The organism is Buchnera aphidicola (assembly GCF_900128725.1).
Lineage (GTDB): Bacteria > Pseudomonadota > Gammaproteobacteria > Enterobacterales > Enterobacteriaceae > Buchnera_F > Buchnera_F aphidicola_K.
Genome location: NZ_LT667500.1, coordinates 391402 through 408984 on the forward strand (window position 1 = coordinate 391402; position 17583 = coordinate 408984).

Below are 17583 nucleotides of genomic sequence, written 5' to 3' on the forward strand. Positions count from 1 at the left end.
ATAATTACCAACTCGCTTTTGTTAATCCGGGAATTTCACCTCGCATAGCAGCCTCTCTTAACTTAATTCGACTTAAACCAAATTTACGCAAAAAAGCATGTGGGCGCCCTGTTTGTCGGCAACGATTACGTTGTCGCGAAGGACTGGAGTCTCTAGGTAAAATTTGTAATTTTAACATAGCGCTCCAACGCTCTTTATCTGATGATAATTGCGATTTTATAATTTTCTTTAATTTTAATCGTAGTGCATAATATTTTAATGCCAGTTTAACTCTTTTTATTTCTCTAACTTTTATAGATTGCTTGGCCATACAATAATTTCATCCTATATAATATTATTTTTGAAAAGGAAAACCAAAAGAAGAAAGCAAACACTCTCCTTCCCGATTCGAAAGCGCATCCGTGGTAATAGTAATATTCATTCCCCTGATAGAATCAACTTTCTCATAATTAATTTCTGGAAAAATAATTTGTTCTCGAATGCCTAAACTATAATTACCTTGACCATCAAATGATTTACGAGACATACCTCTAAAATCACGTATACGCGGTATTGCTATGGTAATTAATTTATCAAAAAAATCCCATTTTCTCCTACCCCGCAAAGTCACCTTGCACCCGATAGGATAACCTTTACGAATTTTAAAATTGGCAATAGATTTTTTAGCTACTGTAATAATCGGTTTTTGACCAGAAATTTGAGTTAAATCATGAACAGCATAATCCAATATTTTTTTATCGGAAATAGATTTTCCTACACCCATATTGAGAGTAATTTTTTTAATTGTAGGCACTGCCATTACAGTTGAATACCTAAATTTCTTCATTAACTCTGGAATAACATGAGTATTGTAATAAACACGTAATCTTGACATAAAAACTCTCTTTTCCTATAGTTTACTTTAATAACGCGTGATTAGATTTAAAGCGACGTACTTTTTTTCCAGAACCCCAAAAAAATTCTATTTTATCTGCTTTATTAGTTGTTTTATTAAAATGAGCAATATTAGAAATATGGATAGGTAACTCTTTTAAAATTATTCCCCCTACTTGTTTTTTTTCTGGAATCGATTTTTTGTGTTTTTTTACTAAGTTAATTCCCTGTACAATCACTCTATTAATCTGACGATATATCTTTTTCACTATTCCTGTCTTTCCTTTGTCCTTTCCCACTACTACTATTACTAAGTCGTTACAATGAATTTTATACGACATACTCTATATTCCTCATTTAAAGAACTTCTGGGGCTAAAGAAACGATTTTCATAAACGGTTCTACTCTCAGCTCTCTAGTTACCGGACCAAATATACGGGTACCAACAGGCTGATTTGTAGCATCGTGTAAAAGAACACAAGCATTACTATCAAAACAAATCATAGAACCATCTGTTCTACGAATTCCGTATTTTGTTCGCACAATAACTGCTTTCATAACCTCACCTTTTTTTACTTTACTGCGCGGAATAGCTTCTTTAATAGCTACCTTAATAACATCACCAATACGAGCATATCGCCTGCGAGAACCCCCTAAAACTTTTATACACATAACAAGACGAGCTCCAGAATTATCTGCTACCTGCAAAATGGTTTGCACTTGAATCATATATGAGCCTTTTTCTTATATTCATTATCAAAATGAATAATATGAATTTTAAACATGATAGAAGACATGAAACTCAACTACACATAATTCTCATGTCTCCTGAGTATAAAAAATAAAAAAAATTTAAATTATAGATTTTTTTATAACATTTACTAAAATCCAAGATTTCGTTTTAGATATAGGTCTACATTCACAAATTTGTACTAAATCCCCAATATGACTGATATTTTTTTCATCGTGAACGCATAATTTAGTTCTTTTTTTTACAAATTTTCCATAAACAGTATGCTTAATTCGGCGATTCACGATAACAACGATTGATTTATTCATCTTGTTACTAGTTACATGACCATGTAAAATATTTTTTTTTTCATTCATCATTAATTTTTTATCCGATTTGTTAATAAAGTTTTAACCCTCGCAATTTTTTTTCTTACTTGTTTGACTAAATGGGTTTTTTTTAACTTCCCAGCAGCTATTTGAAGCCGAATATTAAACTGTTCTTTTAGCAACCCCGTCAATAAGTTTCTTAAATCATGTTGAAGAACATTTTTTTTTTTTATAATGTGCATAATTAAATTACCGTTTGGCAACAAAAATAGTTTTAATAGGTAGCTTTGATGCAGCTAACTTAAACGCTGACCTACATTCTTGCTCTGAAATACCTTCTATTTCATATAGTATCTTACCTGGTTGAACTAAAGCTACCCAATACTCTACATTACCCTTTCCCTTGCCCATACGAACTTCTAACGGTTTTTGAGTAATCGGCTTATCCGGAAAAACACGAATCCACATTCTACCTTGACGTTTTACTGATCTTGTAATTGTCCTGCGAGCCGATTCAATTTGTCGAGAAGTTAACCGACCTCGATCAATAGCTTTTAATCCATATTCTCCAAAATTTACTTTACTATCTAGAGAAAAACCTCTATTTTTACCTTTATGCATTTTACGAAATTTTGTACGCTTTGGTTGTAACATCAGCAAAATCTCCAGATTTATCTACGGTACTTGCGAGAATTATTTTTCTCTGAACCTAATATTTTTTTGTCTTGCTCGCTAGAGAGCGCCATGCCTCCTAAAATTTCGCCTTTAAAAATCCATACTTTTACACCGATAACTCCATAGGTAGTATGCGCTTCTGATGTACCATAATCAATATCTGCTCTCAAGGTGTGTAAGGGTACTCGGCCTTCTCTGTACCATTCTCTGCGGGCAATTTCAACACCGCCTAAGCGACCGCTTATCTCTACTTTAATACCTTTTGCTCCTTGTCTAATAGCATTTTGAACAGAACGCTTCATAGCACGGCGAAACATAATTCTTCTTTCTAGTTGAGAAGCAATATTGTCTGCAACTAACTTAGAGTCCAGTTCAGGTTTACGAATTTCAGAAATATTTATCTGAGCCGGCACTCCGGTTAAATGAGCAATTTCACTACGCAATTTATCAACATCTTCTCCCTTTTTTCCAATAACAATGCCGGGCCGAGAAGTGTGTATAGTAACTTTAATGTTTTTAGATAAACGCTCGATAATTATTTTGGATATGGAGGCTTTAACTAATTTTTTAAGTATAAACCGGCGTACCTGAAAATCGCTATCGATATAGTTCGAAAATTCCTTCTTACTGGCAAACCAAACTGAGTTCCAGGATTTTATAATACCTAACCTCATGCCATTAGGATGTACTTTTTGCCCCATTACGATTCTCCAAGAGTATATTATCAGACAAAATGACTGTAATATGACTAGTTCTTTTTAAAATTTGATCTGCCCTTCCTTTTGCTCTAGGCATCATTCGCTTGATACTTCGGCCACCATTAACAAAAATTTTTGAAACGGTCAATAATTCTGTATTACAGCCATAATTATGTTCAGCGTTAGATAATGCTGATTGTAATAGCTTTTTTACAAAAAAGGCTGCTTTTTTATTTAATCCAGATAATATTTGCAAAGCGGATAATGCTTTTTTACCGCGAATAATATCTATTACTACACGTATTTTTTGAGCTGAAGATCGAACTTTATTATACTTTGCTAATATATCCATATGATTATCTTATAAGTTTACTTAACTGGTTTTTTAATTTTTTTATCCGAAGTATGGCCTCTATACGTTCTCGTTAGCGAAAATTCTCCTAATTTATGACCTACCATTTCCTCGGTAATAAAAACAGGAATATGCTGGCGCCCATTATGGACAGATATCGTTAAACCAACCATATTAGGAAACACCGTAGAACGCCTTGACCAAGTTCGAACAGGTTTTTTGCTCTCTTCTTTTAACGATTTTTGAATTTTTTTTAATAAATGAACATCAATAAATGGACCTTTTTTAAGAGAACGGGGCATATATACTCTATCCTTATGTAATTATTTATTTCTATGGCGCAAAATGAATTTTTCGGTACGCTTATTTCTCCGAGTTTTTTTACCCTTCGTTTTTAAACCCCAAGGACTGACCGGATGCTTACCAAAATTTCTACCCTCACCTCCTCCGTGGGGATGATCTACCGGATTCATGGCTGTTCCGCGAACAGTAGGTCGCACACCTAGTCTACGTGTAGCTCCGGCTTTTCCTAAAGAACGCAACATATGCTCTGAGTTTCCTACTTCTCCAATAGTAGCTCGGCATTGCCCGTGAATCTTTCTCAATTCTCCTGAACGCAAACGTATCGTTACATATTGATTTTCCTTAGAAATTAATTGCGCATAATTTCCTGCTGATCGCGCCATTTGACCCCCACGACCAATTTTTATTTCAACATTATGTATAGTAGTTCCAATAGGTATGTTTTTTAATGATAAACTGTTCCCTAAGCTAATTAACGCTGACTCTCCTGATTCAACAAGATCTCCAATCTTAATTCCTTTAGGCTCTAAAATATAACTTTTCACACCATCCCGATATACTATAAAAGCAATGTTTGAAGAACGATTTGGATCATACTCAATCCTTTTAACTGTAGCAGGAATATTATCTTTATGCCTTCTAAAGTCAACACAGCGGTATAGTTGTTTATGCCCTCCCCCTCTATGTCGAGTCGTAATACGACCATAATTATTTCTTCCTCCGGTTTTAGCTTTTATATGCACCAGAGATGCATGAGGGCGACCTTTATATAAACGAGCATTTACTACTTTAGTCACATGTCGTCTTCCCGAAGAAGTTGGTTTACATCGTATAACTGCCACATAGCCTCCTATATTATTATCATTCTGAGTGACCTAGAAATTCCAGATTTTGACCCGACTGTAAGATGACATAGGCTTTTTTCCAATTACCAGACTTACTCGTCTTATTTTTATTACGCTGAGTTTTTCCTTTAACTATTAAAGTGTTGACTTTATTCACTCGTACTTGGAAAAATTTTTCAATCGCTGACTTTATTTCAAATTTTGTAGCATTCTTCAATACCTTTACAACAACAGTATTATTTTTTTGTATTTTCTCCGATGCTTTCTCGGAAACATGAGGAGATAATAATATCTTTAACAACCGATGGACTAAAATCATGCAAATATTACCTCAATTTTTTTAATAGCTGCGACAGTAAACAAAATATCTTTATAAGATAATAAACTAATAGGATCAAGGGCTTCTGTGTTTATTACTTTAACATGATATAAATTCCTTGACGCATATGATAAGTACGTACTTACACCGTCAATAACAATTAAAACGTCCTTAAAATTCATTAATTGTAATTTTTTTAATAAACTTTGAGTTTTAGGAAGCTCTACCGAAAAATCTTTAAACAAAAAAAAACGATTTTGTCGAATTAATTCTGAAAAAATACTCTGCATGGCGCCGTGATACATTTTTTTATTTACTTTTGGGGAATATATTTTGGATTTTGCGGCAAAAGTTACCCCTCCAGATCTCCAGATAGGGCTTCTAAGCGAGCCGGACCGCGCTCTCCCTGTGCCTTTTTGTCTCCATGGTTTTTTTCCAGAACCAGAAACTTCAGATCTGCTTTTTTGAGCTTTACTGCCTTTCCTCTTTTTTGCTAGATAAGCTGTTGTAATCTGATGAACAAGAGATTCATTAAATGCTACACCAAAAATACATTCTGGCAAATTATACATTTCGTCTGTATCTTGAAGCATTAATTCCATCTTTTTATACTCCTTAATGTTTCCTTTTTACAGAAGGTTTTAATAAAACCGTCCCCCCCGAACAACCTGGAATAGATCCTTTAATTAAAATTATTTTTTTTGTATTATCAATTTTAATAATATCCAGATTTTGAATAGTAACACGCGCATTCCCCAAATGGCCGGACATTTTTTTCCCTTTAAATACATGACCAGGCGTTTGGTTTTGACCAATAGACCCGGGAACACGGTGAGATAAAGAGTTACCATGAGTTGCATCCTGCATGCTAAAATTCCAACGCTTTACTGTTCCAGAAAAACCTTTGCCTTTAGAAAATCCGGTTATATCTATTGTTTTAATATTATCAAAAATATTAATAGTTATTTTTTGACCGCGTTTAAACTGATATGATTTTTGACATCTAAATTCCCGTAAATATTTACCAACAGAAACATTAGCTTTTAAAAAATGACCCTTTTCAGATTTTAAGATTTTATTTTTCTTTTTAATCCCGGCTGTTAATTGAATAGCTTCGTATTTATCTGTATTTAACGATTTTACTTGAGTAACAAAGTTATCTAATACCTGTATAACCGTTACAGGAATAGATACATTATCATCTGAAAATATACGAGTCATCCCCAACTTTTTCCCTATTAAACCAATCATTATATTTTAACCTTTATATAGTAATTAATTTTATATAATAAATCTTACTTTACCCCAAACTAATTTGTACATCAACGCCGGCTGCAAGATCTAATCGCATTAAAGCATCAACAGTTTTTTCTGTTGGTTGTACAATATCAATTAATCGTTTGTGTGTTCTAATTTCGTATTGATCACGAGCATCTTTATTTACATGAGGTGATACTAAAATAGTAAATCTTTCTTTTCGAGTAGGTAAAGGGATAGGTCCCAGCACTTTTGCTCCAGTTCGTTTCGCTGTATCTACAATTTCTGTAGTTGATTGATCAATTAAACGGTAGTCGAAAGCTTTTAATCGAATACGAATTCTTTGATTCTGCATAAATACAGAACTCCTTATTTGAATGAAATCCATTCCTATTAATTGAATTAAATGACATAAAGATACGCGTAATTACGCAATAATTAATCTAAAAAGCATTTTTGCAAAATTCTCTTGTTAAAACACAATACTAATAAAAAATGCCAAGAAAAGAGACAAACTCTATTCTTGACAAAATGTCAAAATATTGATATATAATAAAATTTATATTAATATTATGCAATAACTTTTATGACTACTCCGGCGCCTACTGTACGCCCTCCCTCACGAATTGCGAAACGCAATCCTTCCGCCATAGCAACGGGGTGTATTAATGTTACTACCATATTAATATTATCACCGGGCATTACCATCTCAACGTTTTCAGGAAGTTCAACAGAACCAGTTACATCTGTTGTACGGAAGTAAAATTGAGGACGATAACCTTTAAAAAACGGAGTATGTCGACCCCCTTCTTCTTTAGATAAAACATAAACTTCTGATTCAAATTTTAAATGGGGGTGAATAGTCCCGGGCTTAGCAAGTACTTGACCGCGCTCAATATCTTCACGCTTTGTTCCGCGAAGCAAAATTCCAACATTTTCTCCTGCTCGGCCTTCATCCAATAATTTACGAAACATTTCAACACCTGTGCAAATAGTCTTAGCTGTTGCTTTTATACCTACAATTTCAACCTCTTCTCCAACTTTTAAAACGCCCCTTTCAACACGACCTGTTACTACAGTTCCTCTTCCAGAAATCGAAAAAACATCTTCTATAGGTAATAAAAAAGGAGCGTCGATGGCTCTAACGGGTATAGGGATATATTTGTCTAAATAGTTTGCTAGCTCAATAATTTTGTCTTCCCAAGCCTTTTCGCCTTCTAGAGCTTTCAGCGCAGACCCTCGGACTATAGGGATATCGTCTCCTGGAAAATCATATTGCGTTAATAAATCTCGAACTTCCATTTCTACTAATTCTAATAACTCTTCATCATCAACCATATCGCATTTATTTAAAAAAACAACAATATTAGGTACGCCGACTTGTCTTCCTAATAAAATATGCTCTCGGGTCTGAGGCATGGGACCGTCTGTAGCTGCTACTACTAAAATAGCTCCGTCCATTTGAGCGGCACCAGTAATCATATTTTTTATATAATCAGCATGTCCGGGGCAATCTACATGTGCGTAATGACGTAGTTCAGTATCATACTCTACATGCGAAGTATTAATTGTAATACCTCTAGCTTTTTCTTCTGGAGCATTATCGATTTGTTCAAAAGCACAAGGCGTTCCGCCAAATCTCTTGGATAAAACAGTAGTAATAGCTGCCGTTAAAGTAGTTTTTCCATGATCTACGTGGCCAATCGTTCCCACATTAATATGCGGCTTAGATCGATTAAATTTTTCTTTGGACATTATATGTTCCTTAACTTTTCATTCAATATTAATTAAAATTATCAAAAATATACAATATTTAAAAATACTAATATCTTATTACTTTGATATAATAGTATCACAAATTGTAGAAGGAGCTGCAGTATACTTCATAAATTCCATGGAATAAGAGGCTCTTCCTTGAGTCTGCGACCTCAAATCAGTTGCATATCCAAACATTTCCGATAACGGAATATGAGCTTTAATACTTTTTCCGCCTAGCGTATCATCAGACATACCTTCAATAATTCCTCGACGACGATTAATATCGCCAATAACATCACCCATATACTCTTCAGGAGTTTCTACTTCTACTTGCATAATCGGTTCTAGCAAAACAGGGTTAGCCTGCTTGAAAGCTGATTTAAACGCATATGACGCCGCTAGTTTAAACGCTAATTCAGAAGAATCAACATCATGATACGAGCCATCGTGTAAACGAACCCCTACATTTACAACAGGATAACCAGCTAAAGGTCCTGACTTTAATTGTTCTTGAATACCTTTGTCAATGGCAGAGATGTATTCTCCGGGAATAGCGCCCCCTTTAATATCATTAACAAATGAATAACATTTTTTATCAGATGTTAATGGAAATAAATCAATTACTACATGTCCATACTGCCCTCTGCCTCCAGACTGTTTGATATGTTTTCCTTCAATATCTTCTACTTTATTTAAAATTGTTTCTCGATAGGCTACTTGCGGTTTTCCAACATTAGCATCTACCTTAAATTCGCGTTTCATGCGATCAATAATAATTTCTAAATGTAACTCACCCATTCCTGCTACAATAGTTTGATTAGACTCATGATCGGTCCATACCTTAAAAGAAGGATCTTCCTTCGCTAATCTATTCAACGCCAAACCCATTTTTTCTTGATCTACTTTAGTTTTTGGTTCTACAGCAATTGAAATCACAGGTTCAGGGAAGTCCATTTTTTCTAAAATAATAGGATGGTTGACATCACACAATGTATCTCCGGTCGTTACATTTTTTAAACCGATTGCTGCTGCAATATCTCCAGAACGAACTTCTTTTATCTCTTCACGTTTATTTGCATGCATTTGAACAATTCGGCCAAACCGTTCGGTGTGTGATTTTACAGAATTTAATACAACATCACCTGATCGAACGATTCCGGAATAAACACGAAAAAAAGTTAAATTTCCAACGAATGCATCTGACGCAATTTTAAAGGCAAGAGCAGAGAAAGGATGCTTATCATTTGCGCTTCTAGATAAAACAGGAGACGCTAATTTATCAATAAAATCTTTAGTTTCCTTAATATCCTTCGGTGAAGGTAAATAATCGATTACCGCATCTAAGAGAGCTTGAACTCCTTTATTTTTAAATGCTGATCCGCAAGTTATCAATGTAATTTCATTATTTAAAGCTCTTTTTCGGAGACCTCTTTTAATATCTTTTTCTTCTAAATACTCATTATGTAAATATTTTTCCATAAGCGAATCATCTGCTTCGGCAGCAATTTCAACTAAATTCTTATGCCATTTTTTAGAAATACACAATAAATCTTGTGGAATTTCATAATATTGGAAAGTTATCCCTTGATCATTTTCTGACCATTTTATCGCTTTCATTTTAACTAAATCAATCACACCTAAAAATTTTTCTTCAGAGCCAATTGATAACTGAATTGGAACAGCAAGCGTATGCAACCTAGTACGAATCTGCTCAACTACTTTTAAAAAATTAGCTCCTGTTCGATCCATTTTATTTACAAAAGCAATCCTAGGTACGCGATATTTATTCGCTTGCCTCCATACTGTTTCTGATTGCGGCTGAACCCCTCCAACCGCACAATAAATCATGACAACTCCATCTAATACGCGCATCGATCGCTCAACTTCAATCGTAAAATCTACATGGCCCGGAGTATCTATAATGTTAATTCTATGCGATGAAAACTGATTAGCCATACCAGACCAAAAAGTAGTAGTTGCAGCTGAAGTAATTGTGATCCCTCTTTCTTGTTCTTGAGCCATCCAATCCATAGTAGCTGCGCCATCGTGCACCTCTCCAATTTTATGATTAACCCCAGTATAAAATAATATGCGTTCTGTTGTAGTTGTTTTACCTGCATCTATATGTGCGCTAATTCCTATATTTCTGTATTGGGCAACAGGCGTTATTCGTGCCATAAGAATCCTCTTATTGATGTATTAATATATTAAAAAATTAAAAAATAGTTGAAATAAACGCTTTCCTTATAAAAATTACCAACGATAATGAGCAAAAGCTTTATTGGCATCTGCCATTTTATGCACTTCTTCGCGTTTTCGGACTGCTGAACCTTTGTGATCAATAGCATCCGCTAATTCGTGAAATAATCGCAGAGACATGGATTTATCCTTCCGTTTACGAGCAGCTTCTACTAACCATCGCATAGCTAAAGCATTACGCCTAACTGGTCGAACTTCGACGGGAACTTGATAGGTAGACCCTCCAACACGACGCGACTTTACCTCTACTGACGGTTTAACATTATCTAATGCAGATACGAAAACATCTAACTCTTTTTTTTGTTTTTTCTTTGATAACAGCGATAAAGCAGAATAAACAATATTTTCTGCAATAGACTTTTTACCATCTATCATTAATATATTAATGAATTTAGCTAATAACTCTGAAGAAAACTTAGGATCCGGTAAAATTTTACGCTGTCCTATTATACGACGACGAGGCATAATTATATTCCTTTAAAATATTTATACTTTTAATTTTTTAACACCATATTTTGATCGACCATTTTTACGATCCTTTACTCCTGAACAATCTAAAGAACCTCTGACAACATGATATCTAACACCAGGTAAATCTTTTACCCTACCTCCTCGAATCAAAATAACTGAATGTTCTTGTAAATTATGACCCTCTCCTCCAATATATGCTGTTACTTCATAGCCATTAGTTAACCGAACTCGACATACTTTTCTTAATGCAGAATTTGGTTTTTTAGGAGTAGTAGTATATACTCGAGTGCAAACACCCCTTCTTTGTGGACATCCCGATAAAGCTGGAACACTGCTTTTTACTATTTTTCTCACTCTCGGGGATCGAACTAATTGATTTATAGTTGACATATATGCTCCAAATATTTTAAATAAATCATTTGATTATAAATAACGATCTTAACATTAAAAAAAGAAATAAAATTTATATTACATATATATTTATATAATAAAAATATCACCAAGTTATATTATTATTATGACCAAGTGTTAAATATACAAAACCATCATAACTAACTAAAATCAAATTTTTATTTTTAGCTATAGCTAATAAACCCCTGGCAACTAAATCTTCCTTTAAAAAATAAATTAAATTAAAATTTTTGTCTATTTTTTCATAAAAAATACTATCCATCGTACTTAACAAAACACCATCTTGCGCGCACAGCAAATCATCTTTTATGGAACTAAAAGATAAACAAGAAGACTGCAATAATCTATAAGGTGAACTTAACAAGATATGCAACATAGTTATAATTTTTACCATCTAAAAATAACATCAAATTTATCTATTTTATTTCTTAAGCAGCAAGAATTTAAAAATTTCACCGGTAATAAAAAATTATCTTTTTCAGTTAATCCCCGCTTATAAGCTGATTTTTTACAAAAAAAAAATCTTGTAAATCATATAGCAGCAGAACCTTAAAAGAAATAGAATAATTATGAGAATAAATATATTTTGGTTGCTGAAACAGCATTAGCTGTAATACGCCGTCGTCAATAAAAAATAAAGCTATTTTTTTTATCGCAAGCGAACAAGAAATAATAAAATCCAATCCCTCTCTACCGAGATTCTCTCCATATGGAGAGCTAGAAAAAATAAAAGCTATCGATTTATTTGAATTACGAATAAAATCATAATTAGAACTGTACAATACGATCACCATGATGTATGTTAAATGCCATTTCACTGGAGCTCATCCATTGAAAATGTGAAGAAAAATTTCCTTGCAAGCAACCGTATTTAATAGCGGATTTATTTGACAAAACGCCTCTTCTATAAGAAGAACTGGGACAAACGCATAACTTACAAGAATATTTTTTTTTTAAACGAATCCACGCGTGTAAAATATTAAATTCATCAAGAGAAGGGAAAATCATACTATTAGCATTATATACACCGGAAGAATAAAAAAAAATTTTTTTTACATAGTGATGTAACAAAAAAACAGATTTAACAAATAAATAGGCGGTCACAGAATTTTGAGTACCGTAAGGAGCTCCTGTTACAAAAACTATATAATTCATATTATTATCACTATTAAAAATACTTATTATGTTAAAATATATAAAAATATTAAATTAAATAACCATAATTATTAAGTACTTTATATTCAGGGCATTTACAAAAGGCACAATAATTAGTATAGAAATTACTAGTATTTTACAAATACTTATTCATAAAAATAAAATTAATGAATCATAAAATATTTAAAGAATTAAAGATGCTAATAAATAAAAATATCATATATTTTTCAATAAAGCAGAAAATATAGTGAAATATTTTAATAATAGCGTTTTATTACATAAAAAAAAGATATTTTATACCTTAATACAAGCAGAGTTCACCTCAATTATATCAATTGTTATATTTTATGGTCAGATATAAAAAATTATAAATCCAAGGCCTTAAAAACTTTATACAAATTTTCTGTACTATAATGTATAGCTTTTTTTTTTCCAAATTTTAAAATATCAATTAAATAATCTTCATCTTTTCTGAAACTGAAATATAATTTTTGAATCATAGATATTCGGTCACATACTAGGTCTGATAATTGTTGCTTAAAACTAGAATATTGGTGATCTTTAAACTCAAGTTCTATTTGAGAAATAGTCTTTTCGGCAAGAGATGAAAAAATTGATAATAAATTGGAAACTCCCGGCTTTCTTTGGGGATCGTATATAACTTGAGCTGGAAAATCGGAATCAGTTAAAGATCTCTTTAATTTCGAGCGTACAATATTAATGTCATCTAATAAAAAAATTGTATTGTTGACATTGGCATCTGATTTAGACATTTTTTTTTGTGGATCTTGTAGAGCCATAACGCGAAAACCCGTAGGATTTATTAAAACGCGCGGAATAGTAAAAATACCTCCGTATAGTTTATTAAACCGGCGCGCAATATTTTGCGCTAACTCTAGATGTTGTTTTTGATCTAAACCTACTGAAACATAACTTGTTTGATACAATAAAATGTCAGCAGCCATAAGGACCGGATAACAAAATAAAGACAAGTTAATGTCGACTTGACTATGTTTTGATTTTTGTTTAAATTGAGTCATTCTAGACAATTCACCAAAATAACAAAAATTACTTAAAAGCCAATATAGTTGGCTATGAGTATGAATTTGAGATTGTACGAAAATAACGTTATTTTCGGGATCTACCCCGCATGATAAATACAGCGCTACCATATCTAATATTTTTTTAGAAGAATGATATTTTGCGCGTTTTTTTCCAGTAGACATTAAAGCATGTAAATCAGCAACACAAAAAAAACACTGATAATATTTTTGTAAATTACCCCAACTACACATAGTTCCGCAATAATTCCCTAGAGTCAATGATCCGGTCGGCTGTATGCCGGTAAACATTACGCTTTTTTTTTTTAATTCTAGCATATACAAAAAATCCTTAAACAGAATAATGTTTGTAAATACAAACAAAAATATTAATCTGAATGTTTGTACACATCAAAGAACAGCATTTTTAAAATTTTGAATTGTATGCACATAATCGGATGACTTAAAAATAGAAGAACCCACGACGACAACATCAGCACCCGCTTTAATAATGTCTGCAACATTAAAAATATTGATTCCGCCATCAACTGATAACAAAATACTTTTATTGCTTTGATTAATTAGTCTGCGCACATGTCGAATTTTTTTAAATATATGAGTCAAAAAGCATTGACCTCCAAAACCCGGATTTACAGCCATTACTAAAATTAAATCTAGTTCTTCCATAATATAATCTAAGCAAGTTAAAGGAGTCGACGGATTAAGAGCGACTCCTGCCCCATAACCCATTTGCTTTATTAGTCGTATTGTTTTATCTAAATGATTAGTTGTTTCTGGATGAATAGTAATAAATTTAATATTTAAATTAGAAAACAACGAAAGTATCGCATCTACTGGAGAAGCCATTAAATGCACGTCAAAAAATACCTGAATTCCGTTATCTTGAATAGATCTGAGTATCATCGGACCCATTGTAAAATTCGGCACATAATGATTATCCATTACATCAAAGTGAATTAAATCACAACCTGCCTGTAAAATTAATTGAATTTCTTGCCCTAAATTACAAAAATTAGCAGATAAAATAGATGGAACTAATAAAAAATTTTTCATTGATTTCCTCTGACACTAATAATACTGTATTATACAGGATCAATATTTTTTCCTAGGTATTAGTTTAAAAATAATATACCTCCTCATATAAAATATTATATCCATATTATATAATTTGATACTCCTTAATATACAAAACTATACGTCTCTACTTGACTCGCTTGAATAGCACGTAGTAAAACATTTGTATCCACGAATGAAACGGTCTTGACTTTTCCGATTGAAAAAGGCAGCACAAACCGCATAGTATTGTTTAAAACCTTTTTATCTCTTGACATTAAGGAAATATAATCTTGAGGTAACATTTTTTTAGGTCCGCGTATAGGCAAACCTGTGATATATAAAATTTTTATTATACTTAATAAATCATGTTTATTTAAAAAATTAGAAAAATAAGATACATAAGAAGCGATAACAATACCCACAGACACCGCATTACCGTGTAACCAGTTTCCGTAACCCGTATAAGCTTCAATGGCATGAGCAAAGCTGTGACCTAAATTTAAAAAAATCCTTAAACCATTAACTTCTTTTTCATCTTCTTGAACAACTTTAGACTTCAAGGCGCAGCATTTTTTTATACAATGTAACAACGCCTCTTCTTGCAAATCTAATATATTAGAAATATTTTGCTCTAACCAAATAAAAAACGTCTTTTCAAAAATAATAGCATATTTAATAATTTCCGCCATTCCGGCAATCAAGTGTTGTTTAGGTAAAGAAGATAGAAAATTAATATCTACAAATACGCCTTGTGGTTGCCAGAAAGTACCTATCATATTTTTTCCTAAAATATGATTTACGCCTGTTTTTCCACCAATGGAAGCATCTACTTGTGCTAACAAAGTTGTTGGAATTTGAATAAAATTAACACCTCTTTGGTATATAGAAGCAACAAAACCAGTAATATCTCCAACAACTCCTCCACCCAATGCTATTAATGTTAAATCACGCCCATAAGCTTTTTTTAATAAAAAAGATAATATTTTTTCAACTACAGTTAAAGTTTTATACATTTCTCCATCTTGGATAATAAAATAAGGGATATGTTTAATTACATTAAAAACACATGGGTTTTTTTTACTACAAAAGATATTTTGAATAGTATCATTCGTAATTAATACACTATTTTTTTTTTTAAAAAAACTAGACAAAATATCTAAATTCGTTAATAATTTAGAACCAATATATATATTATAACTATTTTGGTTTAAAGGAACATGTATTATCTTTACCATTGCTTATTCCTGTTTATATTTGTCTAAAGTAGACACTAGCAACAAAATTAAAAAAATATAGAAAACTCATTCAGATCATACAAGAGATTAGATATAATTAATCCGGACTTTCTGTTACTAGTATCTATAATAATATTAGCGATATCTCTATATAATGGAGATCTTACCTCTAATAGAGAAGAAAGCGTTTTTTTGCTAATTTCATGATTTTGAGACAGCAACGGTCTATTTTTATTGGTACTTACTCTTTTTAATTGTTCATGAATTGTAGTTCTCAAATATATAACAATTCCTCTAGAAGATAATAAATTTCTCGATTTTAGTGACATAATCGATCCTCCGCCGGTAGCTAAAATTATACCCTTTTCGCCTGTTAACTCTTTAATAATTTTTTCTTCTTGAATTCGAAACTCCGGTTCACCCTTTAAATTAAATATATCACATATACTTAATCCCGCTCTTGTTTCAGCCTCTTGATCTACATCGTAAAACTTCATATTTAATTGAGTAGATAACAGATAACCTATAGTACTCTTTCCTGAGCCCATCGGTCCAACTAAAAAAATGTTTTTCTGTTTATGCACTTGCATGAAAACCCTCAAAATAATATAAAAAAATAAAATAAAGAAATATTATAAATCATTTACAATCATTCATATACAGTATAACGTATTTTTTTAGTAATTTGATGTAAATACTGCTTGTATAAAACGCAAATCTTGCTTTTAAAAAATAATTTTTTATATTATAATTAATATATAAAGTATTAATATATACTTTGTAAGAGCATACAAAAAACGGTGAGATGTCCGAGTGGCTGAAGGAGCATGCCTGGAAAGCATGTATATTTTAAACGAGTATCAAGGGTTCGAATCCCTTTCTCACCATGAAAATCTTATATACTAAAAATAAAAAACAAAGTTAAATTATTGCATCTAAATATTCAGTCAATAAATTTTTCGGTACCATTTTTAACGAGCGGTTAACAAAATTGTTATCAAATATACTGATACAATATATCGACCACAAAAAATCTATTCATAAGCAGATTCAACAAAATGCTTTTCATATGAACTAATAATTATATAAAAAAAATAAAAACAAGTTGTCTTGCATTCAATATTAATGCATATATCACATGTGTTGCTAAAAAGCTAATTAATATGTTAAAACTAATAATACGAGTGCTGTCCTGAAACATGATTTGTAACATCTTGAACGCCAGTAATCTCTGGAAAATATTTCATTAATTTTGCTTCTATTCCCGACTTTAATGTCATATCTATCATAGAGCAACCGTTACAACCTCCTAAAAATTGTAGAATGACGACTTTAGAACTACTAATTTTAATTAGCCGAACAGAACCACCGTGCAGCGCAAGTGTTGGATTAACTTTAACGAATAAAAAATTTTTTATATCTCTTTCTAATTGAGAAACTGGTCGCGATATTTTTAAAGATTTTGCATGGGGAGCCTTTAAAGTAATTTGAATCCCTAAATCATTTTGAATCAAGTCAATTTCAGTGTTCCTTAAAAAAGGAACTAAAAACCTGTTAACGTAGATATTAAATCCATTAAAAGAAAACTTTTTATCACAAGCATCATCAATCTCTTGATTATCACAGTATGCCAAGCCACATTCAGCGTGCATGGTCCCAGGTGAATTAATAAAAATTCTAATATTTGTTTCATTTTTTTGCTTAGATAATAATTGTATTATATATCGACGAGCTTGACGAGAGATAGTAATCATAGAATTTTTCTGTATAATATGTTATTATTAGATTTTTAAAAA

27 protein-coding genes and 1 tRNA gene are annotated in these 17583 nt (G+C 32.1%); 1 reads left to right on the plus strand and 27 read right to left on the minus strand.

Features of this window, described 5'->3' with window-relative positions:
- Window positions 1-4 precede the first annotated feature (4 nt).
- From rpsN to aroK, 26 genes are all read right to left on the minus strand, one after another.
- Window positions 5-310 (minus strand): 30S ribosomal protein S14, encoded by a 306-nt coding sequence (rpsN, locus tag CINFORN2912_RS01705; RefSeq protein WP_075434116.1) that lies wholly within the window; start codon window positions 308-310, stop codon window positions 5-7.
- Between the two features lie 24 nt (window positions 311-334).
- Window positions 335-874, minus strand: coding sequence for a 50S ribosomal protein L5 (gene rplE, locus CINFORN2912_RS01710; protein ID WP_075434118.1), 540 nt, complete (start codon window positions 872-874; stop codon window positions 335-337).
- A 22-nt stretch (window positions 875-896) separates the two neighbouring features.
- Complete coding sequence (gene rplX / locus CINFORN2912_RS01715) at window positions 897-1214, minus strand: 50S ribosomal protein L24 (RefSeq protein ID WP_075434120.1); 318 nt, start codon at window positions 1212-1214, stop codon at window positions 897-899.
- 16 nt (window positions 1215-1230) lie between these two features.
- Window positions 1231-1602, minus strand: coding sequence for a 50S ribosomal protein L14 (rplN, locus tag CINFORN2912_RS01720; protein ID WP_075434122.1), 372 nt, complete (start codon window positions 1600-1602; stop codon window positions 1231-1233).
- A gap of 123 nt (window positions 1603-1725) precedes the next feature.
- Entirely contained in the window at window positions 1726-1980 is a 255-nt protein-coding gene (gene rpsQ, locus CINFORN2912_RS01725) for a 30S ribosomal protein S17 (RefSeq protein WP_075434249.1), read from the minus strand.
- Between the two features lie 2 nt (window positions 1981-1982).
- Window positions 1983-2174: a 50S ribosomal protein L29 gene (gene rpmC, locus CINFORN2912_RS01730; RefSeq protein WP_075434124.1), complete on the minus strand. Its 192-nt coding sequence runs from the start codon at window positions 2172-2174 to the stop codon at window positions 1983-1985.
- A 7-nt stretch (window positions 2175-2181) separates the two neighbouring features.
- Window positions 2182-2586 carry a 50S ribosomal protein L16 gene (gene rplP, locus CINFORN2912_RS01735; RefSeq protein ID WP_075434126.1) on the minus strand — a complete coding sequence of 135 codons (405 nt, stop codon included), beginning with the start codon at window positions 2584-2586 and terminating at the stop codon, window positions 2182-2184.
- Window positions 2587-2603: 17 nt separating this feature from the next.
- Window positions 2604-3308 carry a 30S ribosomal protein S3 gene (gene rpsC, locus CINFORN2912_RS01740; protein ID WP_075434128.1) on the minus strand — a complete coding sequence of 235 codons (705 nt, stop codon included), beginning with the start codon at window positions 3306-3308 and terminating at the stop codon, window positions 2604-2606.
- Complete coding sequence (rplV, locus tag CINFORN2912_RS01745; RefSeq protein WP_075434130.1) at window positions 3286-3657, minus strand: 50S ribosomal protein L22; 372 nt, start codon at window positions 3655-3657, stop codon at window positions 3286-3288. The genes rpsC and rplV overlap by 23 nt, the downstream gene beginning before the upstream one ends.
- Window positions 3658-3674: 17 nt before the next feature.
- Window positions 3675-3959 carry a 30S ribosomal protein S19 gene (gene rpsS, locus CINFORN2912_RS01750; protein WP_075434131.1) on the minus strand — a complete coding sequence of 95 codons (285 nt, stop codon included), beginning with the start codon at window positions 3957-3959 and terminating at the stop codon, window positions 3675-3677.
- Window positions 3960-3980: 21 nt separating this feature from the next.
- Window positions 3981-4802 (minus strand): 50S ribosomal protein L2, encoded by an 822-nt coding sequence (rplB, locus tag CINFORN2912_RS01755; RefSeq protein ID WP_075434133.1) that lies wholly within the window; start codon window positions 4800-4802, stop codon window positions 3981-3983.
- A gap of 19 nt (window positions 4803-4821) precedes the next feature.
- The gene (gene rplW, locus CINFORN2912_RS01760; protein WP_075434134.1) at window positions 4822-5124 is read right to left on the minus strand and encodes a 50S ribosomal protein L23; all 303 of its coding nucleotides are present in this window, start codon (window positions 5122-5124) and stop codon (window positions 4822-4824) included.
- Window positions 5121-5726 (minus strand): 50S ribosomal protein L4, encoded by a 606-nt coding sequence (gene rplD / locus CINFORN2912_RS01765; protein WP_075434136.1) that lies wholly within the window; start codon window positions 5724-5726, stop codon window positions 5121-5123. The genes rplW and rplD overlap by 4 nt, the downstream gene beginning before the upstream one ends.
- Window positions 5727-5739: 13 nt before the next feature.
- Window positions 5740-6375, minus strand: coding sequence for a 50S ribosomal protein L3 (rplC, locus tag CINFORN2912_RS01770; RefSeq protein ID WP_075434138.1), 636 nt, complete (start codon window positions 6373-6375; stop codon window positions 5740-5742).
- 49 nt (window positions 6376-6424) lie between these two features.
- On the minus strand, window positions 6425-6736 hold the full coding sequence (rpsJ, locus tag CINFORN2912_RS01775) for a 30S ribosomal protein S10 (RefSeq protein ID WP_075434139.1): 312 nt from the start codon (window positions 6734-6736) through the stop codon (window positions 6425-6427).
- A 215-nt stretch (window positions 6737-6951) separates the two neighbouring features.
- A complete protein-coding gene (gene tuf / locus CINFORN2912_RS01780; protein WP_075434140.1) occupies window positions 6952-8136 on the minus strand; it encodes an elongation factor Tu in 1185 nt (394 codons plus the stop codon).
- 78 nt (window positions 8137-8214) lie between these two features.
- Window positions 8215-10317, minus strand: coding sequence for an elongation factor G (fusA, locus tag CINFORN2912_RS01785; RefSeq protein ID WP_075434142.1), 2103 nt, complete (start codon window positions 10315-10317; stop codon window positions 8215-8217).
- A gap of 75 nt (window positions 10318-10392) precedes the next feature.
- Window positions 10393-10863: a 30S ribosomal protein S7 gene (gene rpsG / locus CINFORN2912_RS01790; RefSeq protein WP_075434143.1), complete on the minus strand. Its 471-nt coding sequence runs from the start codon at window positions 10861-10863 to the stop codon at window positions 10393-10395.
- A 21-nt stretch (window positions 10864-10884) separates the two neighbouring features.
- Complete coding sequence (rpsL, locus tag CINFORN2912_RS01795) at window positions 10885-11259, minus strand: 30S ribosomal protein S12 (RefSeq protein ID WP_075434145.1); 375 nt, start codon at window positions 11257-11259, stop codon at window positions 10885-10887.
- A 106-nt stretch (window positions 11260-11365) separates the two neighbouring features.
- Window positions 11366-11674, minus strand: a complete 309-nt coding sequence (gene tusB, locus CINFORN2912_RS01800; RefSeq protein ID WP_244268598.1) for a sulfurtransferase complex subunit TusB — start codon at window positions 11672-11674, stop codon at window positions 11366-11368.
- An 88-nt stretch (window positions 11675-11762) separates the two neighbouring features.
- On the minus strand, window positions 11763-12074 hold the full coding sequence (gene tusC / locus CINFORN2912_RS01805; RefSeq protein ID WP_244268599.1) for a sulfurtransferase complex subunit TusC: 312 nt from the start codon (window positions 12072-12074) through the stop codon (window positions 11763-11765).
- The gene (gene tusD / locus CINFORN2912_RS01810; protein WP_075434146.1) at window positions 12049-12435 is read right to left on the minus strand and encodes a sulfurtransferase complex subunit TusD; all 387 of its coding nucleotides are present in this window, start codon (window positions 12433-12435) and stop codon (window positions 12049-12051) included. The genes tusC and tusD overlap by 26 nt, the downstream gene beginning before the upstream one ends.
- A 365-nt stretch (window positions 12436-12800) precedes the next feature.
- Window positions 12801-13814 (minus strand): tryptophan--tRNA ligase, encoded by a 1014-nt coding sequence (gene trpS / locus CINFORN2912_RS01815; RefSeq protein WP_075434148.1) that lies wholly within the window; start codon window positions 13812-13814, stop codon window positions 12801-12803.
- Window positions 13815-13886: 72 nt separating this feature from the next.
- Window positions 13887-14549: a ribulose-phosphate 3-epimerase gene (gene rpe, locus CINFORN2912_RS01820; protein WP_075434150.1), complete on the minus strand. Its 663-nt coding sequence runs from the start codon at window positions 14547-14549 to the stop codon at window positions 13887-13889.
- A gap of 125 nt (window positions 14550-14674) precedes the next feature.
- Window positions 14675-15787, minus strand: coding sequence for a 3-dehydroquinate synthase (gene aroB, locus CINFORN2912_RS01825; protein WP_075434151.1), 1113 nt, complete (start codon window positions 15785-15787; stop codon window positions 14675-14677).
- 47 nt (window positions 15788-15834) lie between these two features.
- The gene (aroK, locus tag CINFORN2912_RS01830) at window positions 15835-16371 is read right to left on the minus strand and encodes a shikimate kinase AroK (protein ID WP_075434252.1); all 537 of its coding nucleotides are present in this window, start codon (window positions 16369-16371) and stop codon (window positions 15835-15837) included.
- A 215-nt stretch (window positions 16372-16586) separates the two neighbouring features.
- On the opposite strand from aroK, the gene CINFORN2912_RS01835 reads away from it, so the two are divergent.
- Window positions 16587-16674: transfer RNA gene (locus tag CINFORN2912_RS01835), tRNA-Ser, on the plus strand.
- Window positions 16675-16959: 285 nt separating this feature from the next.
- Here CINFORN2912_RS01835 and CINFORN2912_RS01840 read toward each other — a convergent pair.
- Window positions 16960-17541, minus strand: a complete 582-nt coding sequence (locus tag CINFORN2912_RS01840) for an NfuA family Fe-S biogenesis protein (protein ID WP_075434153.1) — start codon at window positions 17539-17541, stop codon at window positions 16960-16962.
- Window positions 17542-17583: the final 42 nt, after the last annotated feature.